Raw genomic sequence first — 12,291 nt, forward strand, 5'->3', positions numbered from 1 at the left:
GATCAGCGCTCCCAGGCGGGCTTCCAGCCCTCGACGTTGTGCTGCGTGTTCTCGGAGTAGACCATCGTGTCGTCGGGCACGGCGTGGCGCACCACGGAGCCGGCACCGGTGGTGACGTTGTCGCCCACCTCGACCGGGGCCACGAACAGGTTGCCGGCGCCCACATGGCAGCCGGAGCCGATCACGGTGCGGTTCTTGTGCACGCCGTCGTAGTTGGCGGTGATGGTGCCGCCGCCGATGTTGGTGTGGTCGCCGAGCTGGGCGTCGCCCACGTAGCTCAGGTGCGGCACCTTGGTGCCGTTGCCGATGTGCGCCTTCTTCATCTCCACGAACGCACCGGCCTTGGCGTCCTCGCCGAACTCGTTGCCGGGGCGCAGGTAGGTCCACGGGCCGATGTTCGTGCGGGCGCCGATGTGCGATTCCTGCACACGGGAGCGTTCGACCGTCGCACCGTTGTCCACCACGGCGTCGATGAGGGTGGTGTACGGGCCCACGACGGCGTCCTCGCCGATGACCGTGCGGCCCTGAAGGAAGGAGCCGGGCAGGATGGTGGCGTCGCGGCCGATGGTGACGTCGTCCTCGATCCAGGTGGTCTCCGGGTCGAGGATGGTCACGCCCTCGCGCATCCAGTGCTCGCAGACACGGCGGTTGTAGGTGCGGGCCAGCGCGGCCAGCTGCACGCGGTCGTTCACGCCTTCCACGGTGAGCGGGTCGGGGGCGGTGAACGCGCCGACCTTGCCGGCGGAACGGGCGGTTTCCAGCGCGTCGGTCAGGTAGAACTCGCCCTGGGCATTGTTGGACTTGAGATCGGCGATGGCGCGGGCCAGCAGCTCGGCGTCGAACACGTAGACGGAGGTGTTCACCTCCTGCACGGCCAGTTCGCTGCGGTTGGCGTCCTTCTGCTCCACGATGCGCAACACGTTGCCTTCGCGGTCGCGGATGATGCGGCCGTAGCCGGTCGGGTCGTCGAGGATGGTGGTGAGCACGGTGGCGCCGTTGCCGGAGGCGGTGTGGAATTCCACGAGCTTGCGCAGGGTGTCGCTGTCGAGCAGCGGCATGTCGGACGCGGCGATGAGCACGGGGCCCTCGATGCCGCCGTTTTCGGCGAGCTGGGCCATCGCGCACTGCACGGCGCGACCGGTGCCGGGGATGTCGTCCTGGTTGACGATGGTGACGTGCTCGTCGTAGGAACGGGCGGCCTCGGCCACGCGCTCGGCCTGGAAGTGCACCACCACGGCCAGCGTGGCGGGATCCAGCGCGGCCACCGAATCCATGACCCTGTTCAGGAAGGTTTTGCCTGCGAACGTGTGCAGTACCTTCGGCTTGTTGGAACGCATGCGGGTGCCCTCGCCGGCTGCGAGGACGATGGCTGCGGAGAGTGCCATAACTGACGTGTTTCCCTTCGTTCGTGAGGATTCGACGCGGCCTGTTTTCGGGCCGTGTCACTGCAGAAAACAATAGACGGCCGCCCGGATGTCCGGACGACCGTCTGACCGCTCCCCCACCTGGACTCGAACCAAGACAAAGGGTTCCAAAGACCCGTGTGCTGCCATTACACCATGGGGGAATCGTGGGCGCTTGGCCCACAAGTGTTCATTTATACCATACGATTCGGAGTCGGCGCAATCCGCCGCCCCGACACGGTCCTTCCGCGGGCGTCAGAGGGACGTCACGCGAAGAGGAAACCCTGACCGTGGTGTTCGGGGTAAGTGTCGAACAGCTCGGCCACCGAACCGTCCTCGAACACGGCGCGGATGGCGCTGGCCAGCAGCGGCGCGATGGACAGGACCGTCAGGCCGTCCCAGCGCTTCTCCTCGGGGATCGGCACAGTGTCGGTGAGGACCACCTCGCGCGCGCCGCAGTTCTTGAGGCGCTCGACCGCGGGGCCGGAGAGCACGCCGTGGGTGGCGACCACGGTCACGGACTTGGCACCGGCCTCCTGCAGCACGCGGCAGGCTCCGGCGATGGTGCCGGCCGTGTCGATGAGGTCGTCCACGAGCACGCAGTCCTTGCCGACCACGTCGCCGACCACACGGTTGGCGACGGCCTGGTTCGGGCGGGTGATGTCACGGGTCTTGTGCACGAAGGCGAGCGGGCCGCCGCCGAGGCGCTGGGCCCACTGTTCGGCCACGCGGATGCGGCCGGCGTCCGGGGAGACGACGGCGACGTTGTCCAGATGGCCCTGGAAACGGTCGCGGATGTAGTCGACCAGCACAGGCATGGCGATGAGGTGATCCACCGGGCCGTCGAAGAAGCCCTGGGACTGGGCCGCGTGCAGGTCCACGGACATGATGCGGTCGGCGCCTGCGGTCTTGAGCAGGTCGAAGATGAGGCGGCAGGAGATGGGCTCGCGGCCGCGGTGCTTCTTGTCCTGGCGGGAATAGCCGAGCAGCGGGCACACGGCGGTGACGGAGCGGGCGGAGGCGCGCTTGAGCGCGTCGATCATGATGAGCTGCTCCATGATCGCCTTGTTGATCGGCTGGTAGTGGCTCTGGAGCACGAACACGTCGGCGCCGCGCACCGATTCGGTGTATCGCACGTACATCTCGCCGTTGGCGAAGTCGTAGGCCGTGGTCTCCAGCAGGTCGATTCCCAGCTGTTCGGCGACATCTTCGGCTAGTTTCGGATGAATCCTTCCCGTGACGAGAATCAGATTCTTATCGGGCTTCCCTTCGAGGATTGCGCTCACCATTACTCCCAACGTGTGGTCTCGTTAGTGCAGTTCTTCAGTCTAGCTGTTCTTGAAGACCATGGGGGTATCGCTGCGTTGCCCGCCGCGTCCGGCACGGGTCGGCGGAGGATATCAGCGGCTCTCGCCGGTCCAGCGCTTCAGGGTCTGCTTGACGGCCTGGGCGTAGATGTCGCTGCCTATGCTCGGGTGGATGCCGTCCGAGCCGAGCACCTGCGGGTTGGCGTTCGCGGCGTCGTCCCAGTCCACCAGCACCACGTTATCCGGGTGCGCGGCGGCGTAGTCGGCAAGCACCTGGTTGGTGGGCGGAATCCATGTGCGGTCGCCGTGCGCGTTGACCAGCACGAGCACGCGGTCCGGGCCGATCAGGTCATGGATCTGGTCCAGCTGGTCGGCGGTGATGGCGGAGTTGGTGCCCAGACCCACCAGCACCCACTGGCGCAGCGTTCCGGCGGCCAGGTCGTTCTGGATCAGTTCGGGGGCCACCATGATGGAGCGGGAGACCTCGGCGTCGGTCTGGATGCCGGGGAACACGCTGGACAGGCCATCAGAGGAGGCCAGCATCACCGAGTCACCAATGGCGGTGATCTCATCGCCCGTGGGCATGGCGAACTTGGGCTTGGGCGGCTGCGGCACGTGATGGCGGATCAGCACGTGCTCCTTCTTCTGGGTCGCCTCCAGCTGGCGCGCCTGCTCCTCCAATTGCATCTGCATGGCGGTCTTGGCAGGCGCGTTTGCCACGCCCTGGGCCGCTCCGAACACCGAGGCGACCAGCAGCACATCCACGATGACCGCGCGGATGATGTGCGCGGCGCCGGGCTTGCGGAGCGGCAGGATGACAAACAGCGCGGAACGGGACGCGGCGGGCTTCTCGACCATGAGCCACGAAATCGTCACGGCCACCGCAGTGAGCACGGCCGCCATGGCCAGCGGCCAGGGGCCGGGCACGGGGAACAGTTTCGGCGCCAGCGCGCGGGCGAGCAGCCACAGCGGCCAGTGCCACAGATAGATGCCGTAGGAGTAGGTGCCGAGCGCCTTGAGCGGAAGGAAGACCATGAGATCCTGCATCCAGGAGTCCTGGCAGATCGTGCCGGCGATGAGCAGTACGGACAGCAGGCTGGAGATGATGATGCCGCCGCGGAAGGCGAAGTCGTCCTGCTTGCCGATCACGGCCATGGTCACCAGGGCGATGAGGCTCAGGAAGGCGAGGACCGGCGCGACGGCACGCCAGACGCGCACACGCAACGGTTCGGGCACATGTAGCGTGTCCGGCTGCTGGGTGACGTCGTCCGGCAGCGGCACGGATACGGGCATGGGCACCGGCGGAACCGGAACCGCTCCCCCATCGGGTCGGGCGGACCGGACCGAACGGGGCACGGGCTTGGGACGGGGGTGGTTGCGTTCGGACGCGGTGACCCACCAGGCCAGGGCCAGACCGAGCATCAGGCCGAGGCCGTGGGTGTCGGTGCCGAAGTAGACGCGGGTGGGGTCGCCGCCGGGACGGTATAGGGCCCACATGCCGTAGCCGCTGCCGGCCGCCAGGGCCAGCGGGATGAGTGCGGCGAGATGGCTGCGGCGGATCTTCCACATGACCCATGCGAGCAGGGGCACCACCACGTAGAACTGCATGAGCACGCCGATGAACCATAGGTGGCGGAACACCTGAGGGTTCATCTGATCGAAGTAGCTTTGGCCCCCTGCGATGGCGTACCAGTTATAGCAGCCGAGCAGCACGGTGATGATCTGGTCCCGCACGCCGACCAGAAGGTCATGGTCGAACAGCCATCCGGCCGAGACGATGACCGGGATGAGCAGGAACAACGCCGGATAGAGGCGCACGGCGCGTTTGGGGATGTACCGGGCGAGGTTCAGCGAGCCGCTGCGGGCCAGCGAACGGAACAGGCTCACGCCGATGAGGAATCCGGAGACGGTGAAGAACACGTCCACGCCGTAGAATCCGCCCGGCAACGCCTGCTGCATGCAGTGATACAGCACGATGGCGATGAGCGCCAGTCCCTTGATACCATCCAGTCCTATGTAATGCCCGCCGAACTGTCTGCGCGCCGTTGTTGCCACTGTCACTTCTCTTGCTCTCGTACCACTCGTTTCTCGCTTGGTATTACAGCAACAGACGGCGACACTTCGGACCAGAAACCGGTGCCGTGTCCCGCGCGGGAGAGGCACCGGCCGGTTGGAGCGTGGCGGGCCTTACTTGTGGTACAGGCTCACGCGCTCGTACTTGGGTTCGCAGCACACGTTGATGCCGAGCTTGCGGTACAGGGCCTCGTCCGTGGAGGAGATGATCACGGAGAAGAAGGCGTCGGCGCCGCGCAGCTGTTCGAGACCTGCGATCACGCGGGCGGCCAGCGGGCTGGTTGCGCTGGTGATGGACAGGGCGATGAGCGTCTCGTCGGAATGCAGACGTCGGTTGGCGCTGTTGAGATGCTCGGTCTTGAGCTTGCAGATGGGTTCGATGGCGGCGTCATCGATCACCGGCAGATCGTCGTCCACGCCGGTGACCTTCTTGAGCGCGTTCATGAGCAGGGCGCTGGCCGCGCCGAGCAGCACGCCGGTCTTGCCGGTGACGAGACGGCCGTCGGGCAGGACCATCGCGCCCACCGGGGCCCCGGTCATCTGTTCCTTGGCGAGCGCCGCCGCGCGTGTGGGTGAGAGGTCCTCGTCCACGCCGGCCTTCTTCATGATGGAACGCAGGCGTTCGACCTGTTCCTCGCCGGTGCCGGTGCGCTTCAGGTTCACGCAGGCGGTGAAGTAGCGGCGCACGATTTCGAGCTTGGCGGCCTCGCGGCAGGCCTCGTCGTCGCTGATCGCGTAGCCGGCCATGTTCACGCCCATGTCGGTGGGGCTTTGGTAGGGGCTTTCGCCCATGATGCGTTCCATCATGGCCTTGAGCACGGGGAACGCCTCGACGTCGCGGTTGTAGTTGACGGTGGTCTCGCCGTGCGCCTCGAGGTGGAACGGGTCGATGATGTTGGCGTCGTCGAGATCCACGGTGGCGGCCTCGTAGGCGATGTTGACCGGGTGGTTCAGCGGCAGGTTCCAGATCGGGAAGGTCTCGTATTTGGCGTATCCGGCCTGGATGCCGCGGCGGTGCTCGTGGTAGAGCTGGCTCAGGCAGGTGGCGAGCTTGCCGGAGCCGGGGCCGGGCGCGGTGACCACGACGAGCGGGCGGCTGGTTTCGACGTAGTCGTTCCTGCCGTAGCCGTCCTCGGAGACGATGCGTTCGATGTCGTGCGGGTAGCCGGCGATCGGGTAATGCAGGTAGCAGGTGACGCCCAGCTGTTCGAGGCGGTGACGGTAGGCGTCGGCGGCCGGCTGTCCGGCGTACTGGGTGAGCACCACGGACTTCGCGAGGAAGCCGCGGGAGCGGAAGATGTCGATGAGCCGCAGCACGTCCTCGTCGTAGGGGATGCCGAGGTCGCCGCGGGTCTTGCCCTGCTGGATGTGGTTGGCGTTGATGGCGATGACGATCTCCACGTCCGCCTTCATGCTTTCGAGCATGCGGAACTTGACATCCGGCGCGAAGCCGGGCAATACGCGGGAGGCGTGGTAGTCGTCGAAGAGCTTGCCGCCGAATTCCAGATACAGCTTGCCACCGAATTGGGCGATGCGCTTCCTGATGTTGTCGGCCTGCAGAGCGATGTACTTATCGTTGTCGAATCCCTGTCGCATGGGTCGGCATCCCTTTCCGAACGTCGTCGTAAAACTAAAGAATTATACCGGAAAACATGGGCTGCCGCTTGTGGCGGGTTCGCCGGAACATACACTGGATTCTGACAGCGGTACGGGAGTTTTGAGTTAGATGCGTCAGCTACGTTCGGGTTGGCAAGTCGAAAGAATCCCCCTGAGACGACATAGGGATGTGACCGAATGCGCGGAGAGGCACTCAAACTGACGAAAATGCTCCAGGGAACGAGGACCCGTTTCGTGATTCCCGTATACCAGCGCAATTATGACTGGAAACGAGAGCAGTGCGAACGTTTGTTCGACGATCTTGAGGATGTGGCGAAACGGGAACGCGAGTCGCACTTTTTCGGCAGCATCGTCTCTCAGACGGACGGCGACACAAAAATCATCATTGACGGGCAACAGCGAATCACCACCGTTTATCTTCTGCTGGCTGCGTTACTGCGACAGATGCGATGCGGAGCGATACCAATTGGCATGAACGACAGGCTCGCAGAGTTCATCGAAGATGAATATCTCATCGATCGATATGCACGGGATGACAGTAAACTCAAGCTCAAACTCGTAAAAGGTGATCAGGCCGCTCTTGCAAAAATCATGAATCTCAAGCAAGAGGAGGCCGGCAAACTGGACGAGGAATCGAACGTCACTGTCAATTATGCCGTTAGGGTTGCTTGCGTGGCACAAAACCGTGCCACTATAACCGATTCAGGCACCAAATCAGCCTGTCGGGGCATGCACCGATAAGCTGAAAACCGCATGATTCCGCCATTTTCTCCTAATCAAACGATTCCACCCAAAATAAAGGCTTGCCCCTGTAGCCTAAATTCATGCAATTCACAGCCACAGTGGCACGTAGGACCATACACGACGTATGTCAGCCAAACAACGCCTACATGTCAAAGCACAAAACCACTGAGGCCATTCTCATGTTTCCCGCATCAGGGTCTGTCATGGCACGCCCGCACGACATGCAAAAAGGGGAAGTCACACAACACATGTGACTTCCCCTTTTTGCTCACGTTCCATCGTTCGATTACTCAGTGAAATTCGGCGATGTGTGCGGAGACCGCCGTCTGAAGGCGAAGGCGTACGAAGGCACGTCGAGCCTGAGGAAAGGCGGTATACGCTCCATCGCCGGATTCCACTCCGGAGTAATCGAATGATGCGTGCGTCCTCTAGGCGCACCGAGGGAAGGCGTACGAAGGTACGTCGACCGAGGAGCAACGACGAGGACGCTCCATCATTCGATTACTCCCATTCGATGGTTGCCGGGGGCTTGGAAGTGCAATCCAGCACCACGCGGTTGATCTGTCGGCATTCGTTGGTGATGCGCGTGGAGATGGTGGCGAGCACGTCGTAGGGGACGCGAGCCCAGTCGGCGGTCATGGCGTCCTCGGAGGAGACGGGGCGCAGGACGATCGGCGAACCGTAGGTGCGCTCGTCGCCCTGGACGCCGACCGAGTGGACGTCGGCGAGGAGCACGACGGGGCACTGCCAGATGTCGCGGTCGAGGCCGGCCTTGGAAAGCTCCTCACGGGCGATGGCGTCGGCCTCGCGCAGCAGGTCGAGGCGTTCCTTGGTGATCTCGCCGATGATGCGGATGCCCAGGCCCGGACCGGGGAACGGCTGGCGCCAGACGATCTCGTCGGGCAGGCCGAGCTCGGTGCCGATGGCGCGCACCTCGTCCTTGAACAGGGTGCGCAGCGGCTCGATGAGCTGGAACTTGATGTCCTTGGGCAGGCCGCCCACGTTGTGGTGGGACTTGATGTTGGCCGCACCGTCGCCGCCGCCGGACTCGACGACGTCCGGGTAGAGGGTGCCCTGCACGAGGAACTTGACTTCCTTGCCGCGGGCGCCGGCCTCTTCGAGCACCTGCTGCTGGGCCTTCTCGAAGGTGCGGATGAACTTCTCGCCGATGATCTTGCGCTTGCGCTCCGGCTCGGAGACGCCCTTCAGGGCGGTCAGGAAGTCGTCGGCCGCGTCCACGGTGATGAGCTTGATACCGGTGGCGGCCACGAAGTCGTGCTTGACCTGCTCGACCTCGCCCTTGCGCAGCAGGCCGTGGTCCACGAACACGCAGGTGAGCTGGTCGCCGATGGCCTTGTGCACGAGGGCGGCGGCCACGGCGGAGTCCACGCCGCCGGACAGGCCGCAGATCACCTCGGCGTCGCCGACCTTCTCGCGGATCTTCTTGACCTCGGTCTCGATGATGTTCGAGGCGTTCCAGTCGTTGGGCAGAGCGGCGCAACGGTGCAGGAAGTTCTCGATGAGCTGCTGGCCGAGCGGGGAGTGCTTGACCTCGGGGTGCCACTGCACGCCGTAGAGCTTGCGGGATTCGTCCGCCATGGCGGCCACCGGGGCGCCTTCGGTGTGGGCGAGCACCTCGAAGCCGGCCGGAGCCTGCTCGACGGCCACGCCGTGGCTCATCCACGTGGTCTGCTCGGCCGGGGATCCGGCGAGGATGCCCTCGGCCTCGTCCACCACCGCGGAGGTCTTTCCGTATTCGCCCAGGGCGGCCTTGTCCACCTTGCCGCCGAGTTCGTAGGCCATGACCTGGAAGCCGTAGCAGATGCCGAGCACCGGGACGCCGGCCTCGAACACCTTAGTATCTATGGAGGGCGCGCCGGGCTCGAACACGGAGGCCGGGCCGCCGGAAAGGATGATCGCCTTCGGATCCTTGGCCAGGATCTCGTCGATCGGCATGGAGTGCGGCACCAACTCCGAGTACACGCCGGCCTCACGCACGCGGCGGGCGATGAGCTGGGCATACTGGGCGCCGAAGTCGACGACGAGCACAGGACCGTTTGCCATTGATATTCCCCTAACGTTCATTGGGATTTTACGTGGGTTGCAACACACCGATTATCACCGGTCAAGCAGACAAGACCGACACGCGCGGGGCATGTTCGGAATACGCACAAACTACAGGCGCGTAAGCAACAACACGCCGGTATTAACTTCGTTAAATCGAACGCGACACTCCCGGAGTCAATCCTGTTTTGGCGCTATTTTCCGCCATTTTCAGGTTCCTCGCAGGAAAAATCGATTGTGACAATCAAACCGGCAAACCGCACAAATAGTGCTATTTCCATAACATTTTCGAACACACCCGCAAGAAATCGTTCAAAAGTCGTGTTGTCCTCGTACCATGACGAGTGATTGGGAACGGAAAGCCTTGATACCGCAAGGAATCAGGGCCCGTGACCGAACAGAAATAATCAATCGCACGGATACGTGCAGGAGTACAGGAGTACACATGACGAGTCCTGTTATTGGCACCCCTTGGAAGAAGCTCAACGCTCCGGTTTCCGAGGAAGCCCTCGAAGGCGTTGACAAGTACTGGCGCGCCGCCAACTACCTTTCCATCGGCCAGATTTATCTGCGCAGCAACCCGCTGATGAAGGAGCCCTTCACCCGCGAAGATGTGAAGCACCGCCTGGTGGGTCACTGGGGAACCACCCCGGGCCTGAACTTCCTCATCGGCCACATCAACCGCTTCATCGCCGACCACGGCCAGAACACCGTGATCATCATGGGCCCGGGCCACGGCGGCCCGGCCGGTACCTCCCAGTCCTACCTGGACGGCACCTACACCGAGACCTTCCCGAAGATCACCAAGGACGAGGCTGGTCTGCAGAAGTTCTTCCGTCAGTTCTCCTACCCGGGCGGCATCCCGTCCCACTTCGCTCCGGAGACCCCGGGCTCCATCCACGAGGGTGGCGAGCTGGGTTACGCCCTGTCCCACGCCTACGGCGCCATCATGGACAACCCGTCCCTGTTCGTGCCGGCCATCGTCGGTGATGGCGAGGCCGAGACCGGCCCGCTGGCCACCGGTTGGCAGTCCAACAAGCTCGTGAACCCGCGCACCGATGGTATCGTGCTGCCGATCCTGCACCTCAACGGCTACAAGATCGCCAACCCGACCATCCTGTCCCGCATCTCCGACGAAGAGCTGCACGAGTTCTTCCACGGCATGGGCTACGAGCCGTACGAGTTCGTCGCCGGCTTCGACGATGAGGACCACATGTCCATCCACCGTCGCTTCGCCGAGCTGTGGGAGACCATCTGGGACGAGATCTGCGACATCAAGGCCACCGCTCAGACGGACAACGTCCACCGTCCGTTCTACCCGATGCTGATCTTCCGCACCCCGAAGGGCTGGACCTGCCCGAAGTACATCGACGGCAAGAAGACCGAGGGCTCCTGGCGTTCTCACCAGGTGCCGCTGGCTTCCGCCCGCGATACCGAGGCCCACTTCGAGGTCCTGAAGAACTGGCTGGAGTCCTACAAGCCGGAGGAGCTGTTCGACGAGAACGGCGCCGTCAAGGCCGACGTCACCGCCTTCATGCCGACCGGTGAGCTGCGTATCGGTGCCAACCCGAACGCCAACGGTGGTCTGATCCGCGACGACCTGAAGCTGCCGAACCTCGAGGACTACGCCGTCAAGGAAGTCGAGAAGTACGGCCACGGCTGGGGCCAGCTCGAGGCCACCCGTCGTCTCGGTGTCTACACCCGCGACATCATCAAGAACAACATGCACGACTTCCGCATCTTCGGACCGGATGAGACCGCTTCCAACCGTCTGCAGGCTTCCTACGAGGTCACCAACAAGCAGTGGGATGCCGGCTACATCTCCGACGAGGTCGACGAGCACATGCACGTCTCCGGCCAGGTCGTTGAGCAGCTGTCCGAGCACCAGATGGAAGGCTTCCTCGAGGGCTACCTGCTGACCGGTCGTCACGGCATCTGGAGCTCCTACGAGTCCTTCGTCCACGTGATCGACTCCATGCTGAACCAGCACGCCAAGTGGCTTGAGGCTACCGTCCGCGAGATTCCGTGGCGCAAGCCGATCGCCTCCATGAACCTGCTGGTCTCCTCCCACGTCTGGCGTCAGGACCACAACGGCTTCTCCCACCAGGATCCGGGTGTCACCTCCCTGCTGCTGAACAAGTGCTTCCACAACGATCACGTCATCGGCATCTACTTCGCCACCGATGCGAACATGCTGCTGGCCATCGCCGAGAAGTGCTACAAGTCCACCAACAAGATCAACGCCATCATCGCCGGCAAGCAGCCGGCCGCCACCTGGCTGTCCCTGGACGAGGCTCGCGCCGAGCTCGAGAAGGGTGCCGCCGCTTGGGATTGGGCCTCCACCGCGAAGTCCAACGATGAGGCCGAGATCGTGCTTGCCGCCGCCGGCGATGTCCCGACCCAGGAGATCATGGCCGCTTCCGACAAGCTGAAGGCCATGGGCATCAAGTTCAAGGTCGTCAACGTGGTTGACCTGCTCGCTCTGCAGTCCGCCAAGGAGAACGACGAGGCCCTGTCCGACGAGGAGTTCGCCGACATCTTCACCGCCGACAAGCCGGTGCTGTTCGCGTACCACTCCTACGCTCACGACGTGCGCGGCCTGATCTACGATCGCCCGAACCACGACAACTTCAACGTCCACGGCTACGAGGAGGAGGGCTCCACCACCACCCCGTACGACATGGTTCGCGTGAACGAGATCGATCGTTACGAGCTGACCGCCGAGGCCCTGCGCATGATCGACGCCGACAAGTACGCCGACAAGATCAACGAGCTCGAGGCCTTCCGCCAGGAAGCCTTCCAGTTCGCCGTCAACAACGGCTACGATCACCCGGACTACACCGACTGGGTGTACTCCGGTCTGAACACCGCTGAGAAGGGTGCCGTCACCGCCACCGCCGCCACCGCTGGCGACAACGAGTGATTTAGCCACTCCACGGTTTAGCCTAACGGCTTAGGAAAGGGCTCGGGATTCGTCCCGAGCCCTTTTCGTATACGTACGGGCGCTTCCCCATGGCCGCCGCTCTCCCCTGTCTCCGCCATCACGGCCCTGACGTTCCATCAGCAAACGCCCCGGTGTCTTG

7 protein-coding genes and 1 tRNA gene are annotated in these 12,291 nt (G+C 63.7%); 2 read left to right on the top strand and 6 right to left on the bottom strand.

All coding sequences use genetic code 11. The features are described from left to right. Positions 1–2 precede the first annotated feature (2 nt). From glmU to KIH81_RS00345, 5 genes are all read right to left on the bottom strand, one after another. A complete protein-coding gene (gene glmU / locus KIH81_RS00325) occupies positions 3–1,385 on the bottom strand; it encodes a bifunctional UDP-N-acetylglucosamine diphosphorylase/glucosamine-1-phosphate N-acetyltransferase GlmU (protein ID WP_214303570.1) in 1,383 nt (460 codons plus the stop codon). A 111-nt stretch (positions 1,386–1,496) separates the two neighbouring features. Further along, positions 1,497–1,567 (bottom strand) — tRNA-Gln (locus tag KIH81_RS00330). A gap of 102 nt (positions 1,568–1,669) precedes the next feature. Then, the gene (locus KIH81_RS00335) at positions 1,670–2,692 is read right to left on the bottom strand and encodes a ribose-phosphate diphosphokinase (protein ID WP_214303571.1); all 1,023 of its coding nucleotides are present in this window, start codon (positions 2,690–2,692) and stop codon (positions 1,670–1,672) included. 111 nt (positions 2,693–2,803) lie between these two features. Next, a complete protein-coding gene (locus KIH81_RS00340) occupies positions 2,804–4,765 on the bottom strand; it encodes an acyltransferase family protein (RefSeq protein WP_214303572.1) in 1,962 nt (653 codons plus the stop codon). A 132-nt stretch (positions 4,766–4,897) separates the two neighbouring features. Further along, positions 4,898–6,379, bottom strand: a complete 1,482-nt coding sequence (locus tag KIH81_RS00345) for a DUF1846 domain-containing protein (RefSeq protein WP_214303573.1) — start codon at positions 6,377–6,379, stop codon at positions 4,898–4,900. 228 nt (positions 6,380–6,607) lie between these two features. Between KIH81_RS00345 and KIH81_RS00350 the strand changes: the two genes are divergently transcribed. After that, positions 6,608–7,141, top strand: coding sequence for a DUF262 domain-containing protein (locus tag KIH81_RS00350; protein ID WP_236029064.1), 534 nt, complete (start codon positions 6,608–6,610; stop codon positions 7,139–7,141). Positions 7,142–7,645: 504 nt separating this feature from the next. Here the strand turns inward: KIH81_RS00350 and guaA are convergent. Further along, positions 7,646–9,208 carry a glutamine-hydrolyzing GMP synthase gene (gene guaA / locus KIH81_RS00355; RefSeq protein ID WP_214303575.1) on the bottom strand — a complete coding sequence of 521 codons (1,563 nt, stop codon included), beginning with the start codon at positions 9,206–9,208 and terminating at the stop codon, positions 7,646–7,648. A gap of 445 nt (positions 9,209–9,653) precedes the next feature. Between guaA and KIH81_RS00360 the strand changes: the two genes are divergently transcribed. Continuing rightward, positions 9,654–12,131, top strand: coding sequence for a phosphoketolase (locus KIH81_RS00360; RefSeq protein WP_214303576.1), 2,478 nt, complete (start codon positions 9,654–9,656; stop codon positions 12,129–12,131). Positions 12,132–12,291: the final 160 nt, after the last annotated feature.

This window comes from Bifidobacterium miconisargentati (assembly GCF_019331675.1).
In the GTDB taxonomy this organism is placed as follows: Bacteria; Actinomycetota; Actinomycetes; order Actinomycetales; family Bifidobacteriaceae; genus Bifidobacterium; species Bifidobacterium miconisargentati.

Coding starts and splice junctions, on each gene's coding strand:
- KIH81_RS00335 (WP_214303571.1), bottom strand. CDS start 2,692: ATGGTGAGCGCAATCCTCGAAGGGAAGCCCGATAAGAATCTGATTCTC.
- glmU (WP_214303570.1), bottom strand. CDS start 1,385: ATGGCACTCTCCGCAGCCATCGTCCTCGCAGCCGGCGAGGGCACCCGC.
- KIH81_RS00360 (WP_214303576.1), top strand. CDS start 9,654: ATGACGAGTCCTGTTATTGGCACCCCTTGGAAGAAGCTCAACGCTCCG.
- KIH81_RS00345 (WP_214303573.1), bottom strand. CDS start 6,379: ATGCGACAGGGATTCGACAACGATAAGTACATCGCTCTGCAGGCCGAC.
- guaA (WP_214303575.1), bottom strand. CDS start 9,208: ATGGCAAACGGTCCTGTGCTCGTCGTCGACTTCGGCGCCCAGTATGCC.
- KIH81_RS00350 (WP_236029064.1), top strand. CDS start 6,608: ATGCTCCAGGGAACGAGGACCCGTTTCGTGATTCCCGTATACCAGCGC.